Raw genomic sequence first — 24,222 nt, 5'->3', positions numbered from 1 at the left:
TTGCCAGTGATGTTACTCACCAGTAACATGACGGCATGAGAACCAGCACCCGCATCAGGGACGTCGTCTTCATCGACGGCGTCCGCACCCCCTTCGGCAAGGCGGGCGAGAAGGGCATCTACCACGGCACCCGCGCGGACGACCTCGTGGTGAAGGCCATCCGGGAACTCCTGCGCCGCAACCCGTCGCTCCCGGCAGATCGCGTCGACGAGGTCGCGATTGCGGCCACGACCCAGACGGGCGACCAGGGCCTCACGATCGGGCGCACAGCGGCGCTCCTCGCGGGACTTCCGCGCAGCGTCCCGGGCTTCGCGGTCGACCGCATGTGCGCAGGGGCGATGACCGCGGTCACGACGACGGCGAGCAGCATCGGCGTGGGCGCGTACGACGTCGTCATCGCAGGCGGGGTCGAGCACATGGGCAACCACCCCATGGGGGCCGGCGCCGACCCCAACCCGCGCTTCATGTCCGAGCGCCTCGTGGACCCCGCCGCCCTGAACATGGGCAACACCGCCGAGAACCTGCATGACCGCTTCCCCGCGATCACCAGGGAACGCGCGGACGCCTATGCTGTCGCGTCGCAGGCCAAGCTCGCCGCCGCATACGCCGAGGGCCGGATCCAGCCGGACCTCGTGCCCGTGGCCACCCGGCGCCCGGGCGAGGGGTATGGCCTCGCAACCGCCGACGAACCGCCGCGGCCGGGCACGACGCTCGAGGACCTCGCTGCCCTCCGCACGCCCTTCCGCCCCCATGGGCGCGTCACTGCCGGCAATGCCGCCGGACTCAACGACGGGGCGACCGCGTGCGTGCTCACCTCGGCCGAGACGGCCGAAGAGCTCGGCCTGTCCCCGAAGATGCGCATGGTCTCGTTCGCCTTCGCGGGCGTCGAGCCGGAGGTCATGGGCGTAGGCCCGGTCCCCGCCACCGAGAAGGCACTGGCCAAGGCTGGCCTGGGGATAGACGAGATCGGCCTCTTCGAGATCAACGAGGCCTTCGCCGTGCAGGTCCTGAGCTTCCTCGACCACTACGGGATCGCCGACGACGATCCGCGGGTCAACCGCTACGGCGGCGCCATCGCTGTCGGCCATCCGCTCGCCTCCTCCGGAGTCCGCCTCATGACCCAGCTGGCGAGGCAGTTCGCCGAGGACCCGGGCGTGCGCTACGGGCTCACCACGATGTGCGTGGGGCTCGGCATGGGCGGCACCGTCATCTGGGAGAACCCCCACCATCCCGACTACCGGAAGGGCGAGTGAATGACCACCGCACCCGAGTCCCTCCCCGCCCCGACGCCGTCCTCACGGTTCGACCGCTTCGCCGGGCTGGCCGCCCAGGTCCCGGATGAGACCGTGACGCACTCCCTCGTCTCGGAGGTCGTGGTCCCCGGCCCCGGCGGACGCGAGGTCACGATCGCCCTCGTGACGCTCGACAACGGCCTTGACCACACGAAGCCCACGACCCTCGGACCCAATACGCTCGTCGAGCTCGGCCGCGCGCTCGAGGGCCTCCGCGAGCGGGCGGCCGCGGGCGGGATCGACGCCGTCGCCGTCACAGGCAAGCCCCACTTCCTCGTCGCGGGGGCCGACCTCTCCACCGTCAGCACCCTCCGGGACCCTGCGAGCGGCGAGCAGATGGCCCGGCTCGGCCATGCCGCGTACGACCTCCTCGCCGCAGGGACGATGGGCGTTCCCACCTTCGCGTTCATCAACGGCGTGGCCCTCGGCGGCGGCCTCGAGATCGCCCTCGCATGCACGTACCGCACGGTGTCCACGGGCGCCCAGGGCATCGGGCTCCCCGAGGCCTTCATCGGGCTGATCCCCGGGTGGGGCGGCGTGTGGCGCCTCCCGCGGCTCACGGGGCCGGAGGCGGCGATGAAGGCCATGATCGAGAACCCGCTCAACGGCAACCGGACGATCGGCGGGCGGGAGGCGTTCGAGCTGGGGATCGGGGACGCGCTCTTCGAGCCGGCCGACTTCCTCGAGTCCTCACTCGCCTGGGCGGCGTCCGTCGTCCGGGGCGAGACCGCCGTCGAGCGCGCCCACGCCGTCGAGCCGCGGACGGATCCCGCAGCCGCCGAGCGCTGGGCAGCGGCAGCTCAGGCCGCGCGCGGGACCGTTGCCGCCAAGGTGGGCGAGGCCGCCCCGGCCCCGGCCGCTGTCCTCGACGTGTTCGAGGCAGGGGCCAGCGCCACGCAGGAGGAGTCCGCCGAACTCGAGGTGGCGGCACTGACCGGCCTCATGCAGACGCCGCAGTTCCGCGACACCGTCTATGCATTCCTCGACCTGGTCCAGAAGCGCGGCAAGCGGCCTGCAGGCGCCCCGGATGCAGGGCTCGCTCGTCCCGTCACGAAGATCGGCGTGGTCGGGGCCGGGCTCATGGCGAGCCAGCTCGCGCTCCTGTTCGCCCGCCAGCTCAAGGTGCCCGTCGTCATGACAGACGTCGACCAGGAACGGGTGGACAAGGGGATCGCCTACGTCCACGGCGAGGTCGAGAAGCTCCTCGCCAAGGGCCGGATCTCACGTGACGCGGCCAACCGGACCAGAGCCCTCGTGACCGGCTCCGCCTCCAAGGCCGAGTTCGCCGAAGCGGACTTCGTCATCGAGGCCGTGTTCGAGGATCTCGCGGTCAAGAAGGCGGTCTTCGCCGAGCTCGAGGCCATCGTCAAGCCCGAGTGCATCCTCGCCACGAACACCTCCTCGCTCTCCGTGGCGGCGATGGCCGAGGACCTGGCCCACCCGGAGCGGGTGGTCGGCTTCCACTTCTTCAACCCTGTCGCAGTCATGCCGCTGCTCGAGATCGTCCGCGCGCCCCGGACGGAGGACTCCGTCCTCGCCACGGCGTTCGTACTCGCGAAGGGCCTGAAGAAGACCGCCGTGCTCGTCAAGGACTCCGCCGCGTTCGTGGTGAACCGTGTCCTCCTGCGCCTCATGGGCGAAGTCACGGCCGCGTTCGACGAGGGCACGCCCGCCGAGGTCGCCGACGGCGCGCTGCGCCCACTCGGCCTCCCCATGAGCCCGTTCACCCTCGCGGCCATGGTGGGCCTGCCCGTGGCCCAGCATGTCTCCGAGTCGCTGCACGCGGCCTTCGGCGGCCGCTTCCACGTCTCGGCGAACCAGCAGGCCCTCATCGATGCGGGGGTCAAGGGAATCTGGGCCCCGACGCCGGAAGGCGGCCAGGAGGTCCCGGCAACGACGCTCGCGCTCCTCGAGTTCGGGCACCGGCCCTCCACGGCGGAACAGGTCAGGACGCGCTGCGAGGACGCGCTCGCCGAGGAGATCGGCCTCCTGCTCTCCGAGGGGGTTGTGGCCGGCCCCGAGGACGTTGACCTGTGCATGATCCTCGGCGCTGGATGGCCCATGCATCTGGGCGGCATCACTCCCTACCTCGACCGCGTCGGTGCCTCCCAGCGCGCCAACGGACGGCTGTTCCACCCAGGCCGCTGACCTCTGGCGGAGGTGCCGCAGGACGAGGGCAACGGGCCCCGCGCGCAGCCGGGCGCGGGGCCCCCGCCTGCCGTGCCAGCAGCGGCGCCGTGACTGCAGCGGCGGCTGCGCCTAGTCCGCGCCGAACCCGTCCTGGAGGAAGGCGCGGAGACCGTCGTCGAGCCCCTCGAGGGCCTCTCCTTCGTCGGCGCAGGCGAAGGCGAGCGCCCCCGCCCAGGCGCTGCGGACCGCCCGGCCGGCGTGCAGCCAGTGGCTCGCCACACGGACCCCGCCCGCGACGATGTCGATGCGCTCGGCCGTGACGCTGCGCCCGTCGGGCAGCTCCACCGGTTCGGTCCCGGCCCGGACCGCCTCCGCCGGGGCGGCCGGCTCGTCGGGGCACCCCTCGTCCACCCGCAGGTACGCCGTGCGATCGCGACCGGACTCCTCCAGGAGCGCGACGAGGAGGTGCTCGCCGCTCGCGGGCAGGGTGTCCGGACCGAGCCCCGCCTCCGCCCGGCGCGCGCCGGCGCTCACCGACCCGGGCTCCTGGCGGTACCGGAAGGCCTGCCACGTGGTGCCGTCGTCGCTCAGCCGCACGAGGCTCTCGCTCGCGAACGGAGTCCCCGAGGCGTCGAGGAAGCCCACGCGCGTGGTGAGGAGCCCGTCGTCGAACACGCGGCGCACGGCGCCGCGGCGCCTCCCGGCGACCCAGAAGCCCTCCCATGTCTCCCACGCGGCCTGCATGCTGCCTCCTCCGGCCCGCCTCGGCAGAGGCCCCAGCGCCAGGGCCCGCCCGATGAAGGGCGGCCCGATCCGCGGGCCTGCCCGATGCGACAGACCCTACCGGATGCGGCGCGCCCTTCCGGATTTAGGCCGGCCTCCCGGATGCGGCCGCCCGTTCACGTGCCGACGATGCGGCCGCCCGAGAGCGCGAGGACCCGGTCCGCCCGGCGCCCCGCCCAGGGCAGTGCGTGGGTCGCGAGCACTACGGCGGTGCCCGCCTCCGCGGCCGCGGCGATGGTCCGCTCGAGCGCCTCCAGGCCGTCGCGGTCCAGGCCGACGGTGGGCTCGTCGAGCACGAGGACGCGTGGCCTGCGGGCGAGCACCGTGGCCAGGGCCAGGAGGCGCTGGTGGGACCCGGGAAGCTCGTACGGGTGCCGGCTGGCGGCCGCGGCGAGGCCGACGGCGTCGAGCGCCTCGAGCGCGCGCGGGCGGACCTCGCCCGGGCCGAGGCCGAGGCGGGCGAGGCCGAAAGCGACCTCGCGCTCGCACGTGCGCTCGAAGAGCTGGTCCCTGGGGTCCTGGAACAGCGTCCCGACCTGCTCGGCGATCCGTCCAGCCGGTATGCCTCCCACGTCGCGGCCCGTGATCCGGACCGTGCCGGCCTCCGGGCGCACGAGCCCGGCAAGCGTGCGCAGTAGCGTCGACTTCCCCGCGCCATTGGGCCCCGCGACGGCCACGGTCTCGCCAGCGGCGACCGCAAGGTGCGCGTCAACGAGCACGGGCACGCTGCGCGAGCGGTACGAGACACGCACCCCCTCGAGCTCGGCCGCCGCCTGTGCCGGGCTCCGCCCGTGGACGGGGGCCGCACGGACGGCGGGTGCGCCGGCAGGGACAGGCGGCTCCGCCTCCGCCGGGTCGGCCGGGAGGACCCCCGAGGAGGCGAACGCGGCGCTGGGACGGACGACGGCGGGCGGCCCCTCCGCGGCGACCGTCCCCGCCCCGAGGACGACCCAGTGGTCCGCGCTCCGGGCCAGCGGCCCCGCGCAGGATCCGACGAGGACGACAGCGGCGCCGCGCCGTCGGAGGCCCCTGACAGCCCGTCCGAGGGCGGCGACGCCGTCCGCATCGAGCGAGGACTCCGGGCTGTCGAGGACGAGGACGCGAGGGTCGTCCACGAGCGCGCACGCGAGCGCGAGCCGGCGGAGCTGGCCGCCCGAGAGGCCCTCGACCGGGTGCTCGAGCAGCGCACCGAGCCCCACCTCGGCCGCCGCCGAGGGGACCCGGCGCTCCATCTCGGCCCTCGGGACGGCACGCTGGCCGAGGGAGAACGCGATCTCCTCCCCCACGCTCGCGGAGGCGCCCGTGAGCAGGTCCGCGGCGCGTTCCGGGACGAAGGCCACCTCGCGGCCCCATGCCCCGAGGGAGAGCCGCGGCGCGTTCCCGGGCGAGAAGACGAGCGGCGCGGCCCCCTCGAGGGCGAGCGCCCCGGTGAACTCTGCATGGCCGGAGCCGAGCGCCCATCCCGACGCGATGCGCGCAAGCGTCGTCGTCCCGCTCCCGGAGGCCCCGAGGACGGCAGTCAGGCTGCCCGGCCCGAGCGCGAGCCGCACCCCTTGCAGCACAGGCGGCCCGTCGGCGTCGTGCGCGAAACGGTCCACGCGCACAGCGAGGACCGGCCCGGGAGCCGCGCTCACCGTGCGCCTCCGAGCACGGCGCCGATCTCCACGGCGACCGCGACGGCTGCCACCGCGGCCGAGGAGAGGGCGAGCACCCAGCGCGCGGCGCGCTCGAGACCGGTCCCGGGCTCGGCCACGTATGAGGTCCGCGGCCCGGGGAGCCCCTGCCCGCGCGCCTCCAGGGCCGTGCCGCGTTCGGCCGCCTCCTCCACGAGGGCGAGGACGAGGGGGACGGCCTGGAGGCGTGCCGCGGCGATCCGCGCACCCGGCGCGGTCCCGATCACGAGCCCGCGCGCCTCCTGCGCCTCGCGGATCCGCGCGAGGCGGGCGCCCACGGTGGATGCGAGGCCCAGGGTTCCGGCGAGGACGTAGCCCAGCTGGGCGGGAACGCCCCGGCGCACGAGCGCGGCGCGCAGTACCGGGACGTCGGCCCACGCCGAGAACGCGAGCATGACCACGACGAGCGCGGCCGTGCGCAGCACCGTCCTGCCCGCATGCGCGAGGCCCTCGGCCGTCACCCTGGCCGGGCCCAGCTCCGCGAGCACGGCACGGCCCTCCGGGAAGAACAGGCCGTGGATCCCGAACGCCCACAGCGCGAACGGGACGAGCACCACCGCGGCCGCCGCCGCGACCCGGCGGCCCACCCCGGCGCGCGCGGCGAGTACCGCCGCCGCCCCGAGCGCCGCGGTCCACACGGCCCAGTGGGGGAACGCCAGGCACGCCACGGCGCCGGTCCCCGCAAGCGCGAGGCCCGTGAACGGGTGGAGCCGTCCTGCCACGGGGGGCGGCTGGGGTCAGTCCTCGGACGGAGCAGCGCCAGCGCCTGCGAGGGCGTCCGCGCGCGGGCTTCCGAGGACCCTGTGGCGCCGGACGAACTCGAAGCGGCGGGCCGATCGCCGCGGCAGGGCGTAGACGAGGGCGGCGGCGAGCGTGAACGTCACGAGCTTGTCCACGAGGTCGGAGAGGATCGCCCCGGTCGTGACGGACTCGACGAGCCCCTGGCCGGTGGCGCGCGCGAGGGCGATGACGGCGCCGGTGGCCCCCGTGGCGGTGCCGCCGAACACGACGATCGCCACGGGGGTGGCGACGAGCGCGGCGACGAGGCCCGTCGCGAGGCCGGCCACCGGGACCCAGCCCCAGCGGCGCACGGCGCCGGCTCTGGCGGCGAGGCCCGCGAGCGCCCCGATCGCGGCGGCACCGGCCGCGAACGGCAGAACGGTCGGGTTGATGAAGGACCACACAAGGGTGCTCGCCAGGCCCGTCGCCGCGCCCGCGGCGGGGCCTGCGAGGAAGGCGATGAGCACGGTGCCGATCGAGTCCAGGTAGATGGGCACGAGGGCGCTTCCGACGAACTGCCCGAGCACAATGTTGAGCACGAGGGCGACCGGCACGAGGGCAAGGGTCGAGGTGGGCAGCGTGGGGAGGATCCCGGCGAAGAGGAGCACCATCGCAATGCCGTAGCCGGTCAGCGCGACGAGTGCGGAGGCGGCCGAAGGGCCGTTGATGACGTCGGCCGGCTGCGCGGCCAGGAGGAAGGCGTAGGTCGCCACGACGGCGGCTGCGCCGAGCACCGTGAGGAAGATGCGCAGGCGGGAGCGGCCGGGCGCGTCGACGGCGGATCCGGTGGTGAGGGGATACGACATGGCGGGCGTGTCCTTCGGTGGACGGCGGCGGTGCCGCCTGCGGGGTCTTCGCCTATGTCACCTCGGCGCCTGCGCCCGTCGGGGGCGCGCAGCCGAGTCTACCGCCCGGCACAGCGCTGGGCCCGTGGGACTCAGCCCCGGGCCGCCGCGAGCGCGCCGAGGGAGCGCACGACGTCGGAGAAGACCTCGGCGGGGTGGTTCGCGCTCACGATCCGCGCGGAGGGCGGCTCCCCCCACAGGCCCCGGAAGTCCGCGACGGTGGTTCCCCGCAGCCTCCCCGGGGCGGTCTCGACGTGGACGCTGGCCGCGCGGGTCGCGCAGCGCGCAGTCCCCGCCGCGACGGCCGCGGCGAACACGTCGTGGATGTGGGCCACGTAGCCCTGGTCGTAGAGCCGGTGGAACTCGAAGTAGAAGCGCAGCATGTCGCTCACGTGGCGCACGAGCGGCCGCGAGGCCCTGCTGCGCGTTCCCTCGGGGTCCTCGGGGCGGAGCAGTTCGGGCTCCGCGCAGCCTGCCGCGGCCGCGAGGGCCGCCACGTGCTCCGGGCGCATCTCGATCCGCTCGGTCGTCTCGAGAGCGCACACGATCGGGAGCCGGTCAACGGGCTGCCCCGCGAACGCCGCGAAGACCTCCGCCGCCGCATGCGGGTCCACGTGCGTGTTCCACTCCGCGGTCGGGGTCGTGTTGCCCTGGTGGTTGTAGGCGCCCCCCATGAGCACGACGCCGGCGAACAGCTCGGGCAGGCGCGGCTCGGCGCGCAGTGCGAGGGCGAAGTTGGTCAGCGGCGCGGTCACGAGTGCAGTGAGCTCGCCGGGGCGGGCCCGCGCGGCGTCGATCCAGAGCCCGACGGCGTCGCGCTCCTCGGGTGCGCGGCGCGGCGGCGGCAGCTCGGCGTACCCGATCCCCTGGGGGCCGTGCGTCTCGGGCGTCGTCACGAGCGGCACCTCGAGCGGGCGGCGGGCGCCGATGGCGACGGGAACGTCCCCGCGGCCGCACAGCTCGAGGACCGCGAGGGTGTTGCGGGCCACCTGGTCGGCGTCGACATTCCCCGGGGTGGCTGTGACGGCCACGAGCTCGACATGCCGCTGGCCCGCGAGGTACGCGAGCGCGAGGGCGTCGTCGATCCCGGTGTCGCAGTCCACCAGGAGGGAGACCGGTGCTGTCGACGGGTTCCGGGGCACGGGTCTGGACGCCTCGTTGATCGGCACGGCGGGCGGCTAGAAGAGCGCGATCTTGGGGACGGCCGGGAAGATGTCGTCGAGCTCCGCGAGGTCCTCGGGGCTCGGCTGCCACGAGGCGGCCTCGGCGTTCTCCCGGATCTGCTCGGGACGGGTGGCCCCCGCGATGACGCTCGCGACCGAGGGCTGCGCCGCGAGCCACGAGAACGCGACCTCGAGCTCGGTGAGCCCGCGCTCCTGGGCGAACGCCGAGAACCGGTCCAGCTGCTCCCAGTCGGCGTCGTGGACGAGGTGCGTGCGGGTGTGGGCCAGACGCGTCCCCTCGGGTGCGGTGCCCCGCGAGTACTTGCCGGTGAGGAGCCCGTTGGCGAGCGGGAAGTACGGCAGCAGGCCGAGCCCGTAGGCCTCTGCGGCCTGGGTGACCTCGAGCTCGGCCCTGCGGTCGAGGAGGTTGTAGTGGTTCTGGCTCGAGACGAACGGCGTCAGGCCCCGCATCCGTGCCACGTACTCGGCCTCGGCGATCTGCCATCCGGCCCGGTTGGAGTGGCCGATGTAGCGGACCTTGCCCTCGTGGACGAGGTCGTCCAGGGCGGAGAGCGTCTCCTCGATCGGCGTGTGGGGATCGGGCGTGTGGTACTGGTAGAGGTCGATCCAGTCGGTGCCGAGGCGCCGCAGGGAGGCCTCGACCGCGGTGCGGATGTAGCGGCGGGAGCCGCGCGCCCCGAAGTCCTTCCCGTTCGTCCCGTGCATGTCCATGCCGAACTTGGTCGCGATGACCACGTCCTCCCGCCGGCCTGCGAGGGCCCGCCCGAGCATCTCCTCGCTCAGGCCGGGCACCGCGCCGTAGACGTCGGCGACGTCGAACAGCGTCACGCCGGCCTCGATCGCGGCGTCCACGACAGCGTCCGTGCCCTCCTGGGTGGCGGTGGGCGTGTTTGCGCGTCCGAGGTTGTTGCAGCCGAGGCCGACGGTCGAGACGGTGAGGCCCGAGCGGCCCAGACGGCGGTAGTCAGTCATGCTGCCAGCCTAGCCATGGGGCGCACCTGCCGGGAAGCGCGACCGTCGCCGAAGCGCACCCCTCAGAGCGAGAACGAGCGCACGCCCGCCGGGGCGTGCTTGAGCCTGAAGGCCTCTGGGTCCGTGGCCGGGGCGACGGCGAGGGAGAGCTTCGTGAAGTCACTCGTCGCCTCGCGCAGGCATGTCTTGGCGGCTGCTACGGCCTTCCCGGGCTCGACGCAGCGCACGAACACGTTCAGCCGGCCCCCCGAGATCTCCGAGCCCTCGACCGTCCCGAGCCCGCGCCAGGCGAAGTGCGCGGAAAGGGCCTGCACGGCCTGGCGCTCGAGGCTCCGGTCCCGCTCGGTGCCCTGGGCGGTCTTGAGCGCGAACTGCGCCACGAGGCGCCACTGCTCGTCCTCGGGGACAGGCCCGAAGCCGTCCTCGGCGCACTGGGCCTCGAAGGCCGTCAGCAGCGCCTCGCCAGCGGCAGCGTCGACGTCGTCCGCGGAGTCCGTCGTGGACTGGTGTCCCACCGTCCCGTGGTTGACCACGAACTGGCCCGCCTCGGTGTCGTGCCAGGCCTCGCGGAACTCGAGGGTCCCGTCCTCGGTGCGGCGGTAGAGGCGTGTGTAGCTCATGGTGTCCTTCTCGTCGGTGTGCCGGTGGGAGCCGCTGGACGGCGGCCGTCAGAGCTGCGGAAGGCTGCCCGTGGTGGGAGCCGGCTGCCCGGGAAGCGGGCGCGCGAACGGCACCTTCGTGCCGAGCACCTGGGCCACGATGTCGTGGGTGATCTGGCGCGGCGTGAGGCCCACGCGCTCGAGCACCTGGGCGCGGGAGCCGTGGTCGAGGAACTCGGCCGGAAGGCCCACCTCGTTCAGCGCCGTGTCCACGCCGGCCGCGCGCATCTCCTGTCGGATCCGCGACCCGACGCCGCCCGTGCGGACCCCGTCCTCGAGGCACACGACGATCCGGTGCTGGGCCGCGAGGGAGACGACACTGCGCGGCACCGGCAGCACCCAGCGGGGGTCCACGACCGTCGAGGAGATCCCCTGGCGCTCGAGGCGCTGGGCGACGTCGAGCGCGATCTCGCTCATCGCCCCCACCGAGACGAGCAGGACGTCGGCCGAGCCGGCACCCTCGGGGCGGGGCCCGCCGTCGTGCGCGTCCGCGCCGGTGCCCACGCGGGCCAGCACGTCCACGCCGTCCTCGAGGCGCTCGACGGCCTCCGTCTCGGCGCCCACCGTTCCCTTCGAGAAGCGCACCACCGTGGGCGCGTCCTCCACGGCGACGGCCTCGCGCAGCTCCTCGCGGAGCCGGGTCGCGTCGCGGGGCGCGGCCAGGTGCAGGCCGGGGATGCTCTGGACGAGCGCCATGTCCCACTGGCCGTGGTGGCTCGCACCGTCCGGCCCGGTCACGCCGGCCCGGTCCAGCACGAGCGTGACCCCGGCCCTGTGCAGGGCCACGTCCATGAGCAGCTGGTCGTAGGCGCGGTTGAGGAACGTCGCGTAGACGGCCACGACCGGGTGGAGGCCGCCGTAGGCCAGGCCCGCCGCGCTCGCGAGGGCGTGCTGCTCGGCGATCCCGACGTCGATGACCCGCTCGGGGTGCCGCGCGGCGAACTTGTGCAGCCCCACCGGGATGAGCATGGCGCCCGTGATGCCGACGACGTCGGGACGCTCGTCCGCGATGGCCGCGATCTCGTCCGCGAACACGCTCGTCCAGCTCGTGCCGCCGCGCGACTCGGCGGGCTCGCCGGTCTCGGGGTCGATCACGCCCACGGCGTGGAACTGGTCCGCCTCGTGGTTGCGGGCGGGCGCGTAGCCGTGGCCCTTCTCGGTGATCGCATGGACGATCACGGGGCCTCCGTAGTTCTTCGCGGTGGTGAGCGCCTCCTCGAGCGCGGACTCGTCATGGCCGTCCACGGGGCCGACGTACTTGAGTCCCAGGTCCTCGAACATGCCCTGCGGCGCCCACCAGTCCTTGATGCCCTTCTTCGTGGCGTGCAGGCTCCGGTAGACGAACCGTCCGAACGGGCCGCCCTCCTGGAGGCGCCGCTTGGCGAGGTCGAGGAAGCCCTCGTACGCGGGCGCGGTGCGGACCCTGTCGATCGTGGGGCGCAGCGAGGCGAGGTAGTCGGCGAAGCCGCCCACCGTGGGCGCGTAGGAGCGGCCGTTGTCGTTGACGACGATCACGACCCGGCGGCGGGCGTCCGCCGCGATGTTGTTCAGGGCCTCCCAGGCCATGCCTCCGGTCAGGGCGCCATCCCCGATCACCACCACGGTGTACCGGTCTCCCTCGCCGGTGAGCTGGCGCGCGCGGGAGATGCCGTCCGCCCAGGACAGCGACGAGGAGGCGTGGGAGGACTCGACGATGTCGTGCTCGCTCTCGGCCCGGGACGGGTAGCCGGAGAGGCCGCCCTCCTGGCGGAGCGTCGAGAAGTCCTGCCGGCCGGTGAGGAGCTTGTGCACGTAGGACTGGTGGCCCGTGTCGAAGACGATGCTGTCCCGCGGGGAGTCGAAGACCCTGTGGATCGCGAGGGTCAGCTCGACGACCCCGAGGTTCGGGCCGAGGTGCCCGCCCGTCTGCGCGACCGTGCGGATGAGGAAGCCGCGGATCTCCTGGGCGAGGTCCGTGAGCTCCTCGTGGCTGAGGCGGGTGAGGTCCTCAGGACCTCTGACGGACTCCAAGATGCCCAAGGGCCACTCCTTGCTCGAAACGTGCACGGACCACTCTAACGCGTTCCCGCCGGTCGTCTGCCGGGCCGGGCCCGTATGCGGCAGAAGGGCCCCCACCGGTTCTGGTGGGGGCCCTTCGCGTTTTCACCCGCTCTGCCGAGTGGGCTCAGTTCGCCGAGATCTGCCGCAGCACGTACTGCAGGATGCCGCCGTTGCGGTAGTAGTCCGCCTCCCCGGGGGTGTCGATGCGCACGACGGCGTCGAAGGACTTCGCGCTGCCGTCCTCCGCAGTCGCGGTCACCTTCACGGTCTTCGGAGTCGTGCCCCCGTTGAGCGCAGTGACGCCCTCGACCGAGAACACCTCGTTGCCCGTCAGGCCCAGCGTCGCGGCCGACTCGCCGGCCGGGAACTGCAGCGGCAGGACGCCCATGCCGATGAGGTTCGAGCGGTGGATGCGCTCGTAGCTCTCGGCGATGACGGCCTTGACGCCCAGGAGCGCGGTGCCCTTCGCGGCCCAGTCGCGGGACGAGCCGGAGCCGTACTCCTTGCCCGCGAGGACCACGAGCGGGGTGCCGGCGGCCTGGTAGTTCACGGCAGCGTCGTAGACGTACGCCTGCGGCGCGCCCTCCTGCGTGAAGTCCTTCGTGAACCCGCCCTCGACGCCGTCGAGCAGCTGGTTCTTGATGCGGATGTTCGCGAAGGTGCCGCGGATCATGACCTCGTGGTTGCCGCGGCGCGAGCCGTAGGAGTTGAAGTCCTTGCGCTCCACGCCGTTGGCCAGGAGGTACTGGCCCGCGGGCGTGTCCGACTTGAAGGAGCCGGCCGGGGAGATGTGGTCGGTCGTGACCGAGTCGCCGAGCTTGAGCAGGACGCGCGCGCCCTCGATGTCGCTGACCGGGTCCGGCTGCGCCTTCATGCCCTCGAAGTACGGGGGCTTGCGGACGTAGGTGGACTTCGCGTCCCACTCGAACGTGTCGCCGGTCGGCGTCGGGAGGGACTTCCAGCGCTCGTCGCCGTCGAAGATGGTCGCGTAGGACTTGGTGAACATCTCCTGGTCGATGGAGGCGTCCATGACCTGCTGGACCTCGACCGGGTTGGGCCAGATGTCCTTCAGGAACACCGGGTTGCCGTCCTGGTCCTTGCCCAGCGGGTCGACGTCGAAGTCGAAGTCCATGCTGCCGGCCAGGGCGTAGGCGATGACCAGCGGCGGGGACGCGAGGTAGTTCATCTTCACATCCGGGTTGATGCGGCCCTCGAAGTTGCGGTTGCCGGAGAGGACGGCGGTCACGGCGAGGTCGTTGGCCTGGACGGCCTCCGAGATCTCCGCCTCGAGCGGGCCCGAGTTGCCGATGCAGGTCGCGCAGCCGTAGCCGACCGTGAAGAAGCCGAGCTTCTCCAGGTACGGGACCAGGCCGGACTTCTCGTAGTAGTCGGTGACGACCTTCGAGCCGGGCGCGACCGAGGTCTTGACCCAAGGCTTGGAGGTCAGGCCCTTCTCCACGGCGTTGCGGGCGAGGACGGCGGCCGCGAGCATCACCGAGGGGTTCGAGGTGTTCGTGCAGGAGGTGATCGAGGCGATCGTCACCGCGCCGTGGTCGAGGTCGAACTCGCGGCCGTCCTCCATCTTCACGGAGACCGGGTTGGACGTCCGGCCCGCGGCGCCGTGGGCGGCCGAGTACTTCGGCGGCTCCCGGTCCGTGTCGGTGACGTGGGTCGCGCCGGCGGTGAAGGAGGGCGCATCCGAGGCCGGGAAGGTCTCCTCGAGGGACTCGTCCAGGGTGCCGGCGTCGGCGTCGTGCGCGACGTAGTTCTTCAGGTCGTGGCGGAACTCGTCCTTGGCCTCGGAGAGCTCGATGCGGTCCTGCGGGCGCTTCGGGCCGGCGATCGAGGGGACCACGGTGGAGAGGTCCAGCTCGAGGAACTCGGAGAAGCGCAGTTCGCGGGACGGGTCGTGCCAGAGGCCCTGCTCCTTGGTGTACGCCTCGACGAGCGCGAGCTGCTCGTCGCTGCGGCCGGTCAGGCGCAGGTAGTCCAGGGTCACATCGTCGATCGGGAACATCGCGGCGGTCGAGCCGAACTCGGGGCTCATGTTGCCGATCGTGGCGCGGTTGGCCAGCGGCACCTGCGCCACGCCCTCGCCGTAGAACTCGACGAACTTGCCCACGACGCCGTGCTTGCGCAGCATTTCGGTGATCGTGAGCACCACGTCGGTCGCCGTAGCGCCGGCGGGGATCGACCCGGACAGCTTGAAGCCCACGACGCGCGGGATGAGCATCGATACGGGCTGGCCGAGCATCGCCGCCTCGGCCTCGATGCCGCCGACGCCCCAGCCGAGCACGCCCAGGCCGTTGACCATGGTGGTGTGCGAGTCGGTGCCGACGCACGTGTCGGGGTAGGCGCGCACAACCCTGCCCTGCGGCCCCTCGACCTCGCGGGTCATGATCGTGCGGGCCAGGTACTCGATGTTGACCTGGTGCACGATTCCCATGCCCGGGGGGACGACCTTGAAGTCGTCGAACGCCGTCTGGCCCCACCGCAGGAACTGGTAGCGCTCGCCATTGCGCTGGTACTCGATCTCCATGTTGCGCTCGATCGCGTTGGCGTTGCCGAACACGTCGATCTGCACCGAGTGGTCGATGACCATCTCAGCCGGCGCCAGCGGGTTCACGCGCTTCGGGTCGCCGCCGAGCTCCTTGACGGCCTCGCGCATGGTCGCGAGGTCTACGACGCACGGGACACCGGTGAAGTCCTGCATGATGACGCGGGCGGGGGTGAACTGGATCTCGGTGTTCGGCTGGGCCTCCGGGTCCCATCCGGCGAGGGCGCGGATGTGGTCCGCCGTGATGTTCGCACCGTCCTCGGTGCGGAGCAGGTTCTCCAGGAGGACCTTGAGGCTGAAGGGGAGGCTCTCGGCGCCTTCCACGGAATTCAACCGGAAAATTTCATACTCGTTGCCGCCGACGTTCAGGACGCCTTTGGCTCCGAAGCTGTCCACAGTGCTCAATGCAGGACTCCTCTCGCAACACTGCCATCTTTGTCCCGGCACCATGGCGTTGCTAGTTAGGCATGCCTAAGCCGGGCAGGGCGGCCCGAGCGGACCGCGTGCCATCGCGGCCCATCCTAGTTCGCACAGCCGTTCACGTCGCGGGTCACGCCGGGTCACGCCCCCGGGCCGGCTACCTGCCGGGCGGCAGGAGCAGACCCACCGTCCGCCCTCCCCCGGCCCTGGTCCGGGCCGGCTACCTGCCGGGCGGCAGGAGCAGACCCACCGTCCGCCCTCCCCCGGCACTGGTCCGGGCCGGCTACCTGCCGGGCGGCAGGAGCAGACCCACCGTCTCCACATGATGCGTCTGCGGGTACAGATCGAATGCCCTCAGCCGCTCCAGACGCCATCCCGCCTTGCGGAACAGCCCGACGTCCCGGGCGAAGGATGCCGGGTCGCAGGCTACGTACGCAATGGCCTGCGGCGCCGTCTCGACGAGCTGCCTCACCACCTCCTTGCCGGCGCCCGCCCGCGGCGGGTCGAGCACCACGGCGTCGAACGACCCCGCTCCCCCGTGCTGGCGCAGGACCCGCTCCACCCTGCCCTGGACGACGGCGACCTCCGGCTGCCGCTTGAATGTCCGCCGCGCGTCCCGGCTCGTGCCCGGCGCGCCCTCGACGGAGAGGACATGGCCCGCCGGACCGACTGCCGCGGCCAGCGGAGCCGTGAACAGCCCCGCGCCCGCGTAGAGGTCCGCGACCTGCGCCCCCGGCGCCAGCACGCCGTCGAGCGCCTCGAGGACAGCGCCCACGAGGGTCTCGGGAGCGCGGCGGTGGATCTGCCAGAATCCCTCCCCCGTGACGGTGTAGTGGTGCCCGAGGACATCCTCGCCCACCGCCCCGCGCCCGCGCACCGTGAGCGGCGTGCGCTCCCCGGGCGCGAGGGCACTCGCCGAGACCGCCGGATCCAGATCGGCGAGGACCTCCGTCAGGCGCGCGGGCGGGACGCCCTCTGCGAGGGTGAAGACCGCGAGCGGGGCACTGCCGGACGCAGGGGCGGCGACCTCGACGCGCTCGATCCCGCGCAGGTCCAGCTCCCACAGCCGCAGCGCGTTGACCTCCTCGGTCGCGAGCGGCATGCGGGTGACCGGGATGAGCGCGTCCGAGCGGTGGGCGTGCATCGCGAGCCGCCCGTCCGGCGTGACGTCGAAGCTGCACCGCGTCCGCCAGGCCAGCCCATCGGCGTCGCCCGCGGCCGGCCCAGCCCCCACCGGGACGGCCTCCACCACCGGGTCCCAGTCCAGCCCGGCGAGCCGCTCGAGCTGCTCTCGGACCACCGCGGCCTTGAGCGCGCGCTGCTCGCCCAGCCCGATGTGGCCGAACTCAGCTCCGCCCACGGGCAGCGTCCCGGCGGCGTGGGCGCGGAGGGAGTCCGCGAGGTCCCACACGTGCTCCCGGCGGTGCTCAGATGGCTCGAGGACCTCGACGACGTCGGCGCGCCAGAACTTTCCCTCGGGCTCCGCCTCGGTCAGGACGGCACGGACGAGCTCGCCCGGGATGCCGTGGCGGACGAAGACCACCCGGCCCTCGTGCCGTGCCACCACGTGGCCGCCGTGCGCCACACGGCCGAGCCTCAGTTCGAGCACGCTGCCCGGGCCGGCCGGTTCGCTCATGATGCTCACAGTTCCTGCAGCCTCCTGGCTTCCTCGGACGATTTGAGCTGCCACGGGACCGACGCGACCATGACGCCGGGCTCGAAGTGCAGCCGCGCCTTGATGCGCAGAGCGGTCTGGTTGTGCACGAGCTGCTCCCACCACTTGCCCACCACATACTCGGGGATGTAGACGACGATGAGGTCCCGCGGCGACTCGCTCCTGAGGTCCCGGATGTAGTCCATGAGCGGCGTGATCGTCTCACGGTATGGGCTCGCGAGCACGGTGATCGGGACCGGGATCTGGAGCTTCTCCCAGTCCGCGAGCGTCTGCGCGGTCTCATCCGGACTGATGTCCACGGTCACCGCGGTGAGCGTGGACGGGCGCGACGCGCGGGCGTAGGCGAGCGCGCGCAGCACCGGCTTGCGCACGTGCGAGACGAGCAGGACAGCGTGCACGCGGCTGGGCAGGGCACGCACCGAGACGTCGTCCCCCACCGCGAGCTCGCGCGCGACATTCGCATAGTGCCGGTGGATGCTCCACATCATGAGGAAGAGGCCCACCATGGCCAGCAGTGCGATCCAGGCACCGTACTCGAACTTCGTGACCACGACGATGACGAGGACGAGTGCCGTCATGCCGAGCCCGATCGAGTTGATGATGCGCGAGCGCTGCATCCGCACCCGCACGGGCCGGTCCTTGACCCGCTTGAGCTCGCGCGTCCAGTGGCGCACCATGCCGAGCTGGCTCGTGGTGAAGGACACGAACACGCCCACGATGTAGAGCTGGATGAGGTGTGTCACATCCGCGTCGAACACGAGGATGAGCAGGATCGCGCCCGCCGCCAGCGCGAGCACGCCGTTGCTGAACGCGAGGCGGTCACCGCGCGTGCGCAGCTGGCGCGGGAGGTAGCCGTCCTGGGCGAGGATCGAGGCCAGGACCGGGAAGCCGTTGAACGCCGTGTTGGACGCGAAGACGAGGATCAGGCCCGTTGCCGCGACCACCAGGTAGAACGGGAGGCTGCCCGAACCGAAGACGGAGCCAGCGATCTGGCCCAGCACGGGCGTCTGGATGTAGTCCCCGGGGAGGGGGCTGCCGTTGAGGAGCAGCTCGGTTGCGGGGTCCTGGACGATGTGGACCCTGGTCGCGTTCGCGAGGAAGATGATGCCGGACATGAGGGCCACGGCGATGGCGCCGAGCATGAGCAGCGTCGTGGCCGCATTCCGGCTCTTGGGCGGGCGGAAGTTGGGCACGCCGTTGCTGATGGCCTCGACGCCGGTCAGTGCCGCCGCCCCGGAGGAGAACGCCCGCAGGAGCAGGAACGCCCCCGCGAGGCCCACGAGACCCTGGTCGAACTCCGGCAGCGGCACGATCTCGAGCTCCGCGCTCTGGGAGGGCCGCAGCGTCCCGGTCATCCACTGGATGAGGCCCGTGGCGATCATCCCGAAGACCGCCGCCATGAAGACGTAGGTGGGCACCGCGAAGAGCGTCCCCGCCTCCCGCACGCCGCGCAGGTTCACGAGGGCCAGCACGAGCACGCCCCCCGCAGCGAGCAGTGCCTCCCGCCCATGCAGGGCCGGAAGGGCGGTGGTCAGGTACGTCGCCGCCGAGGAGATCGACACGGCCACGGTGAGGACGTAGTCCACGAGGAGGGCGCTCGCGACCGTGAGGCCGGCGCCTCGGCCCAGGTTCACGGTCGCGATCTCGTAGTCGCCGCCGCCCGAGGGGTAGGCATGCACGTTCTGGCGGTAGGACGCGACCACGATCAGCAGCACGAGCATGACCGCGACTCCCACGCCGGGCGAGAAGGCCACGGCGCTCACGCCCGCCAGGGCGAGGGTCAGGAAGATCTCGTCCGGGGCATAGGCGAGGGAGGACAGGGCGTCCGCGGCGAACACCGGGAGCGCGATCCTCTTGGGCAGGCGAGTGTGAACGAGTCTGTCGTTGCGCAGGGCCCGCCCCACGATGACGCGCTTTGCCGCGTTCACAATGGAGAGCACCCTGACACGGTATGCGCAAAGCAGTGCCCGTGTCATGGCGGGGTAGATTGGGAGTGCGCCCGCGTCGGGCGCGCCGTCGGGCCCGCCCCGCCGCGGACGGACCTCACGAGCACGATCGGCCAGGAAGAAGCTATGGCGCACTACGTGATCATGGGCTGCGGGCGCGTGGGCGTCACGCTCGCCCACACCCTCGAGGACGCGGGCCATTCCGTCGCCATCATCGACCAGGACGACCGTGCCTTCCGGCGGCTGCGCCGCACGTTCGGCGGGCGGAAGGTCACCGGGGTCGGATTCGACCGCGACACGATGAAGCAGGCCGGCATCGAGGAGGCCTACGCGTTCGCGGCGGTCTCGAGCGGGGACAACTCGAACATCCTCGCCACCCGCGTGGCCCGCGAGACCTTCCACGTCCCGCACGTCGTCGCCCGCATCTACGACCCGGGCCGGGCGGAGATCTACCAGCGCCTCGGCATCCCCACGGTCGCCGCCGTGCGCTGGAGCGCGGACCAGGTCCTGCGGCGCATCCTCCCCGAGTCCGGTGTCGCGGGAGACTACCGCGAGCCCTCCGGCAGGCTCGTCCTCGCCGAGGTCGAGCTCGACCCGTCATGGTACGGGCACCCCCTCAGCGCGATCGAGCGCGCGGCGCGCGTCCGGATCGCGTACCTCACCCGCTTCGGGGAAGGCCTGCTGCCCTCCCCCGGCACGAGCTACCAGGAAGGCGACACGGTCCACGCCATGATGGCCGTCTCCGACGCCTCCGAGGTGGCCCGCATCCTGTCCGCACCACCCGTCAAGGAGCCCGAGTGAAGGTCGTCATCGCGGGAGCCGGCAGCGTCGGCAGCTCGATCGCACGGGAGCTCCTCGCGCACCGCCACGACGTGCTCCTCATCGACCCCAAGCCCGAGGTGATCGGCCGCAGCGGCCTGCGGGGCGGGAAGTGGCTCGTCGGCGACGCGTGCGAGCTCGCGACGCTCAAGGAGGCCCATGTCGAGGAGGCCGACGTCGTCGTGGCCGCGAGCGGCGACGACAAGGTCAACCTTGTGGTCTCCCTGCTCGCCAAGACGGAGTTCGGCGTCGGCCGCACGGTGGGCCGTGTCAACAACCCCAAGAACGACTGGATGTTCGACGACTCGTGGGGCGTCGATGTGGCGGTCAACACGCCCCGGCTCATGACGGCGCTCGTCGAGGAGGCTGTCGAGATCGGCGACGTCGTGCGCCTGCTCACGCTCAAGACCGGCGGGTCCTCGCTCGTCGAATTCACCGTCCCGGCGGACTCCGCGATCGTGGGGCAGACCGTGGGGCAGGTCCCCTGGCCGCACGACTGCACCCTCGTCGCCATCCTGCGCGACCAGGCGCCGATCGCGCCGAGCCGCGACGACGTGGTGGACCACCGCGACGAGCTGTTCTTCCTCACGACCATCGAGGCCGAGGACCAGCTCCGCCGCCTCCTCGCGCCCACCGGGCCGGGGATGGAAGCTGAGGCCCAGGCTGTTCCGGCTGCCCCGTTCGAGGACGACGACGACCCGTTCGACGGCTGAACGGCGAGATCGCCCACGGGCACGATCGGCTGGCTTCCGCGGACCGGCGCCAGCGGACGACCACGTCAGCCGGCCGGCCGCTCCGGCGTGATCGGCCGGGTGACGAGCCACGCGAGCCAGAGGCCGAGCGCGTAGAGCGGGACACCCATGAGGAGGCGGGTGGTCCCGAGCGCCACGAGGCCCTCACCGCCCATGAAGTAGAGCGGGAGCTGCACGGCCAGTCGCAGGCCGAGGACCGCGACCATGATCCAGGTCCCGATCCGGTACTGGCGGACGCGCTGCGGATCGTCGCGCCAGCGCAGCCCCTCCGCGCGCAGGAAACCGAAGACGACGCCCATGAGCGGCCAGCGCACCGCGATCGAGACGACCATCGCGAGGATGTACACCGAGTTCGTGATGAAGCCCGAGACGTAGAAGTTCTCCGCCTTGCCCGTGAACAGCGCGAGCGCCGCGGAGACGGCGATGCCGCCGACGCCCACGAACGCCTGAGTCGGCGTCGTCCGGCCAACGAGGCGCGCCACGACGAAGACTGCGGCGACGGCGAGGGCGAGCACGACCGAGAGCACGAGGTCGGCGAGGACCGTGAAGGCCACGAGGAAGACGAGGCCCGGCAGGATGCTCTCGAGGACCCCGCGGACCCCTCCCGCGCTGCGGAGCACATCGATCCGGCCGTCGCCGTGCCGGTGCAGCCCGGCCCGCGCGGCGTATGCGGCCGCGAGGTCCGCCGCGCTCGGCGCGGCAGGTCCCGACGCTCGGTCTGCGCCCGGCGCGGGATCGGGAGTGCGCGGTGCCGGGCCTGCCTCCGGCCCACCCGGCACCGCGGGCCGCTCGGGCTCGCGCTCGTTGTCGCGGGGTGCCACGTCAGTCCTCCTTGGCCAGGATCTCGTAGCGCGGGTTGAAGATCGTCGGGACGCCGTGCTGGCGGGCCACCATGCCGGTGAAGCGCAGCCGGGTGCCCGCGCCGAGGCCGCTCACGCGCCTGCGCCCGAGCCACACGAGGGAGACCGATGCGCCCGCGCGGTGCTCGGCGTCGTCGTCGGAGACGAGGGCACTCACCTGCGGGCTGTCGGTGACCGGGACGTATGTGATGGAACGCACCACTCCGGACCCGGCCACGAAGCCGCGCTCGGGGAGGTCGGCCAAGGAGGCTGCCAGGAGCGGGGCGGTGTCAGCCAAGATGGGTCGTCTCCGGCCCCCGCTCGGGAGCCTGGGGTGGCTCGGTGGAACCGGCGGCGTCGGGGGCGGCGGCGTCTGCCTGGGCCGGAATCCGCAGGGGCAGGAGCTCGCGGGGCGGGAGGGGCGTCTCGCCGCGGTCCACCACAATGTGGCGGAACAGCTCTTCGAGCGGGCGGGCGGCCTCGCGGTCCTCGGCAGCCGGCCCGCCGATCACTCCGCGCAGGAACCACCGGGGGCCGTCAACCCCCATGAAGCGTGCAGCGCGGTAGCTGCGGCGCTCGCCCGAGGAGTCGGCGGGGAGCCGGGCCAGTAGCTCGGGGCCGAAGCCTGACTCGCTCTCCTCGACCGTCCCGCCCTGGCTCGCGACAGACTGGGCGATCTGCGCCCGGATCTCTCCCCAGAGCCCCTCGGAGCGGGGGGCGGCGAAGGCCTGGAGCTGGAGGCTGGAGCCATTGAGGTCCATCGTCACGGCGACGACGCGCTGGGTCGCCTCCTCGAGCTCGAGCCTGAGCTGGAGTCCCTCGGCAGGACGCACCAGGATGGCCCCGAGATCGACGTATCCCGTCTCGGTGCTCGCCTCGCTCGCGTCGAAGGGCCCCTTCTGGGCACGGCCGTACCCGCTCTTGTCAGGCTCAGACCGCCGCTCCTTCGACTGCCCGAGGACCGATGGGTCCTCGGCTGTCAGCTTGGCGTTCCTGCCACGTCCGAACAGCACTGCACAACTCCTTAGTCTCGCCGGCGGCCCGGCCCCCCTCGGGCGGTCCGGGCTGCCTCCCGCGCTACGGGGCGGTGAAACCGCCGGTCGAGCCGAAGCCCGACGCGCCCCGCACTGTGTCGGAGAGCTCGTCGACGGGGATGAACCGCGCGTGCTCGACGCGCTGGATCACCATCTGGGCGATTCTATCCCCGCGGCGCAGCACGATGGGCTCGGTGCGGTCCGTGTTCAGCAGCGTCACCGCGATCTCCCCGCGGTAGCCCGCGTCCACGGTCCCGGGCGCATTGACCACGGTCAGCCCGTGGCGGGTCGCGAGGCCCGAGCGCGGGTGGATGAGCGCTGCATAGCCGAAGGGGAGCGCGATGCTCACGCCGGTCGGCACGAGGGCCCTCTCGCCGGGGCCCAGGGTGACGTCCTCGCGCGCCCGGAGGTCGGCACCGGCATCCCCGGGGTGCGCGTACGACGGCGGCTCGAGCCCCTCGTCCAGCATCCTGATCTGCACCTCGAGCGTCGGCGCCCACCCGGTGTCCGGGCTGGCATTCGTACGGGATGCGGGGGCCACGGCGGCCTGCTGCTGAGGGATCACCCGACCACTCTAGCCCGCGCACGGGACGTTTGGCCCGGCGCCGCGGGGGTGGGAAGCTGGTGGCCATGCCTGACTCGACTCCCGCGCCCGCCCCGCGCCCCGGGGACACTGCCGTCTACTCCGAGCGCCTCTGGCCCGCCTGGTGGGTGTGGCTCGTGGCCCTCGGGATCTCCGGCGCCGGCATCCTCGTGTTCGCCCCGATCGGGCTTGCCGCGGGCTACGGAGCGGCCGCGGTGATCTTCGCGCTCCTCGCGGGGGGTCTCATCGCCTCGACGCCCAAGGTCGCTGTCACGGCCGAGGGCTTCCGTGCCGGACGCGCGTTCCTCCCGGCCTCCGCACTCGGTGAGGCCACGGCCCACGACGGCGAGGAGGCGACCGCGGAGCGCGGCCCCCGGCTCAACGCCCTCGCCTACCTCTGCATCCGCGGATGGATCCCCGGGCTCGTCCGCGTCCAGGTCGCGGACGAGGAGGATCCGACGCCGTACTGGCTCGTCTCCACGCGCCGACCCGCCCGGCTCGCCTCCGCGCTCGGCGCGGCCCGGACGGCGCGCTGACCGCCTCGAGGCTGCCAGTGCCGCCCAAGCGGCCGTGGAAAGCGTCAGGCCCCCGGTGCGGCTGCTCCGGGGGCCTCCTCTCCAGGCGGTGCGGGACTCAGCCCTCGCACTCCTTGCAGTACACGAGCCCGTTCTTCTCGCGCGCGATCTGCGAGCGGTGGCGGACCAGGAAGCACGAGGCGCACGTGAACTCGTCCGCCTGGGCGGGGAGCACGCGCACGAGGAGCTCTTCGCCGGACAGGTCGGCGCCCGGCAGCTCGAAGCTGTCAGCGGCCTCCGCCTCGTCCTCGTCGACCGAGGCCGACTGCTTGTCGGTGCGGCGGGTCTTCAGCTCCTCGAGCGAGTCCTCGCTGAGCTCTTCCTCGTTCTTTCGCGGCGCATCGTAGTCAGTCGCCATAGTTCTTCGTTCACGCTCCGATAGCTATCCATGTCACGTGGGCAATTCCACGCAGTCCTCTCCAACGCACTCGGCCCCCATTTTGTGCCCAGTGACGGGGAGATTGTTCCCGATGGAGGCCGAAAACGCCACTCGGCCGGGCGGCACGGCCTCCGCGATCATGCCGCAGTCTCCCAGATGACGCGTGCCGGGCCTGGTACTCCCGCCCGGCGAGCCGGGCAATTCGGGGCACACCGGGCGCGTCCCGCGCGAACCGGCAGCTGGAGATGGCACAGTGCTGTGAAGGACATCTATGCAAGGCTGGAG

21 protein-coding genes are annotated in these 24,222 nt (G+C 72.6%); 5 read left to right on the top strand and 16 right to left on the bottom strand.

The window, feature by feature from the left end; all coding sequences use genetic code 11:
- Positions 1–35: 35 nt before the first annotated feature.
- Together ABCQ75_RS14245 and ABCQ75_RS14240 are read left to right on the top strand one after the other, a co-directional pair.
- Complete coding sequence (locus ABCQ75_RS14245; RefSeq protein WP_345886188.1) at positions 36–1,253, top strand: thiolase family protein; 1,218 nt, start codon at positions 36–38, stop codon at positions 1,251–1,253.
- Entirely contained in the window at positions 1,254–3,440 is a 2,187-nt protein-coding gene (locus ABCQ75_RS14240) for a 3-hydroxyacyl-CoA dehydrogenase NAD-binding domain-containing protein (protein ID WP_345886187.1), read from the top strand. It abuts the gene before it with no gap.
- A gap of 111 nt (positions 3,441–3,551) precedes the next feature.
- Here the strand turns inward: ABCQ75_RS14240 and ABCQ75_RS14235 are convergent, their stop codons facing one another.
- The 11 genes from ABCQ75_RS14235 to ABCQ75_RS14185 form a co-directional block, all read right to left on the bottom strand.
- Complete coding sequence (locus ABCQ75_RS14235) at positions 3,552–4,166, bottom strand: hypothetical protein (RefSeq protein WP_345886185.1); 615 nt, start codon at positions 4,164–4,166, stop codon at positions 3,552–3,554.
- 155 nt (positions 4,167–4,321) lie between these two features.
- The gene (locus ABCQ75_RS14230; protein ID WP_345886183.1) at positions 4,322–5,839 is read right to left on the bottom strand and encodes an ABC transporter ATP-binding protein; all 1,518 of its coding nucleotides are present in this window, start codon (positions 5,837–5,839) and stop codon (positions 4,322–4,324) included.
- Entirely contained in the window at positions 5,836–6,600 is a 765-nt protein-coding gene (locus ABCQ75_RS14225; RefSeq protein ID WP_345886182.1) for an energy-coupling factor transporter transmembrane component T family protein, read from the bottom strand. The genes ABCQ75_RS14230 and ABCQ75_RS14225 overlap by 4 nt, the downstream gene beginning before the upstream one ends.
- A gap of 15 nt (positions 6,601–6,615) precedes the next feature.
- Entirely contained in the window at positions 6,616–7,464 is an 849-nt protein-coding gene (locus tag ABCQ75_RS14220) for an ECF transporter S component (protein ID WP_345886180.1), read from the bottom strand.
- Positions 7,465–7,595: 131 nt separating this feature from the next.
- Positions 7,596–8,666, bottom strand: a complete 1,071-nt coding sequence (locus ABCQ75_RS14215; RefSeq protein WP_345886218.1) for a nucleoside hydrolase — start codon at positions 8,664–8,666, stop codon at positions 7,596–7,598.
- Positions 8,667–8,681: 15 nt separating this feature from the next.
- On the bottom strand, positions 8,682–9,659 hold the full coding sequence (locus ABCQ75_RS14210; RefSeq protein ID WP_345886178.1) for an aldo/keto reductase: 978 nt from the start codon (positions 9,657–9,659) through the stop codon (positions 8,682–8,684).
- 62 nt (positions 9,660–9,721) lie between these two features.
- The gene (locus ABCQ75_RS14205) at positions 9,722–10,279 is read right to left on the bottom strand and encodes a hypothetical protein (protein ID WP_345886176.1); all 558 of its coding nucleotides are present in this window, start codon (positions 10,277–10,279) and stop codon (positions 9,722–9,724) included.
- Between the two features lie 48 nt (positions 10,280–10,327).
- Complete coding sequence (dxs, locus tag ABCQ75_RS14200) at positions 10,328–12,337, bottom strand: 1-deoxy-D-xylulose-5-phosphate synthase (protein WP_345886174.1); 2,010 nt, start codon at positions 12,335–12,337, stop codon at positions 10,328–10,330.
- A gap of 145 nt (positions 12,338–12,482) precedes the next feature.
- Positions 12,483–15,320 carry an aconitate hydratase gene (locus ABCQ75_RS14195; protein ID WP_345886172.1) on the bottom strand — a complete coding sequence of 946 codons (2,838 nt, stop codon included), beginning with the start codon at positions 15,318–15,320 and terminating at the stop codon, positions 12,483–12,485.
- A gap of 298 nt (positions 15,321–15,618) precedes the next feature.
- On the bottom strand, positions 15,619–16,971 hold the full coding sequence (locus tag ABCQ75_RS14190) for a class I SAM-dependent RNA methyltransferase (RefSeq protein ID WP_345886216.1): 1,353 nt from the start codon (positions 16,969–16,971) through the stop codon (positions 15,619–15,621).
- A 5-nt stretch (positions 16,972–16,976) separates the two neighbouring features.
- Positions 16,977–18,950, bottom strand: a complete 1,974-nt coding sequence (locus ABCQ75_RS14185; RefSeq protein ID WP_345886170.1) for an APC family permease — start codon at positions 18,948–18,950, stop codon at positions 16,977–16,979.
- Positions 18,951–19,082: 132 nt separating this feature from the next.
- Between ABCQ75_RS14185 and ABCQ75_RS14180 the strand changes: the two genes are divergently transcribed.
- Positions 19,083–19,757 (top strand): potassium channel family protein, encoded by a 675-nt coding sequence (locus ABCQ75_RS14180; protein ID WP_345886168.1) that lies wholly within the window; start codon positions 19,083–19,085, stop codon positions 19,755–19,757.
- Entirely contained in the window at positions 19,754–20,488 is a 735-nt protein-coding gene (locus tag ABCQ75_RS14175) for a potassium channel family protein (protein WP_345886166.1), read from the top strand. The genes ABCQ75_RS14180 and ABCQ75_RS14175 overlap by 4 nt, the downstream gene beginning before the upstream one ends.
- Positions 20,489–20,553: 65 nt before the next feature.
- Here ABCQ75_RS14175 and ABCQ75_RS14170 read toward each other — a convergent pair whose 3' ends face one another.
- The 4 genes from ABCQ75_RS14170 to dut form a co-directional block, all read right to left on the bottom strand.
- Complete coding sequence (locus ABCQ75_RS14170; protein ID WP_345886165.1) at positions 20,554–21,348, bottom strand: DUF3159 domain-containing protein; 795 nt, start codon at positions 21,346–21,348, stop codon at positions 20,554–20,556.
- 1 nt (position 21,349) lies between these two features.
- Complete coding sequence (locus ABCQ75_RS14165; RefSeq protein ID WP_345886163.1) at positions 21,350–21,664, bottom strand: single stranded DNA-binding domain-containing protein; 315 nt, start codon at positions 21,662–21,664, stop codon at positions 21,350–21,352.
- The gene (locus tag ABCQ75_RS14160; protein ID WP_345886162.1) at positions 21,657–22,379 is read right to left on the bottom strand and encodes a DUF3710 domain-containing protein; all 723 of its coding nucleotides are present in this window, start codon (positions 22,377–22,379) and stop codon (positions 21,657–21,659) included. The genes ABCQ75_RS14165 and ABCQ75_RS14160 overlap by 8 nt, the downstream gene beginning before the upstream one ends.
- A gap of 64 nt (positions 22,380–22,443) precedes the next feature.
- On the bottom strand, positions 22,444–22,962 hold the full coding sequence (gene dut / locus ABCQ75_RS14155) for a dUTP diphosphatase (RefSeq protein ID WP_427916112.1): 519 nt from the start codon (positions 22,960–22,962) through the stop codon (positions 22,444–22,446).
- A 68-nt stretch (positions 22,963–23,030) separates the two neighbouring features.
- Here dut and ABCQ75_RS14150 point away from each other — a divergent pair, with 68 nt between their 5' ends.
- Positions 23,031–23,519 carry a DUF3093 domain-containing protein gene (locus tag ABCQ75_RS14150; protein WP_345886161.1) on the top strand — a complete coding sequence of 163 codons (489 nt, stop codon included), beginning with the start codon at positions 23,031–23,033 and terminating at the stop codon, positions 23,517–23,519.
- A gap of 97 nt (positions 23,520–23,616) precedes the next feature.
- On the opposite strand, the gene ABCQ75_RS14145 is transcribed toward ABCQ75_RS14150, so the two are convergent.
- Positions 23,617–23,916, bottom strand: coding sequence for a DUF4193 domain-containing protein (locus ABCQ75_RS14145; protein WP_345886160.1), 300 nt, complete (start codon positions 23,914–23,916; stop codon positions 23,617–23,619).
- Positions 23,917–24,222 lie beyond the last annotated feature (306 nt).

This window comes from Sinomonas halotolerans, from assembly GCF_039615075.1.
GTDB lineage: Bacteria > Actinomycetota > Actinomycetes > Actinomycetales > Micrococcaceae > Sinomonas > Sinomonas halotolerans.
Note: the sequence above shows the minus strand (reverse complement) of the source record. Positions and strands in the feature narration are given on the sequence as shown.

Bases quoted from the DNA above. Each gene is read 5' to 3' on its own strand.
- ABCQ75_RS14245 (WP_345886188.1), top strand. From the start codon at position 36: ATGAGAACCAGCACCCGCATCAGGGACGTCGTCTTCATCGACGGCGTC.
- ABCQ75_RS14240 (WP_345886187.1), top strand. From the start codon at position 1,254: ATGACCACCGCACCCGAGTCCCTCCCCGCCCCGACGCCGTCCTCACGG.
- ABCQ75_RS14235 (WP_345886185.1), bottom strand. From the start codon at position 4,166: ATGCAGGCCGCGTGGGAGACATGGGAGGGCTTCTGGGTCGCCGGGAGG.
- ABCQ75_RS14220 (WP_345886180.1), bottom strand. From the start codon at position 7,464: ATGTCGTATCCCCTCACCACCGGATCCGCCGTCGACGCGCCCGGCCGC.
- ABCQ75_RS14210 (WP_345886178.1), bottom strand. From the start codon at position 9,659: ATGACTGACTACCGCCGTCTGGGCCGCTCGGGCCTCACCGTCTCGACC.
- ABCQ75_RS14205 (WP_345886176.1), bottom strand. From the start codon at position 10,279: ATGAGCTACACACGCCTCTACCGCCGCACCGAGGACGGGACCCTCGAG.
- ABCQ75_RS14190 (WP_345886216.1), bottom strand. From the start codon at position 16,971: ATGAGCGAACCGGCCGGCCCGGGCAGCGTGCTCGAACTGAGGCTCGGC.
- ABCQ75_RS14180 (WP_345886168.1), top strand. From the start codon at position 19,083: ATGGCGCACTACGTGATCATGGGCTGCGGGCGCGTGGGCGTCACGCTC.
- ABCQ75_RS14150 (WP_345886161.1), top strand. From the start codon at position 23,031: ATGCCTGACTCGACTCCCGCGCCCGCCCCGCGCCCCGGGGACACTGCC.
- ABCQ75_RS14145 (WP_345886160.1), bottom strand. From the start codon at position 23,916: ATGGCGACTGACTACGATGCGCCGCGAAAGAACGAGGAAGAGCTCAGC.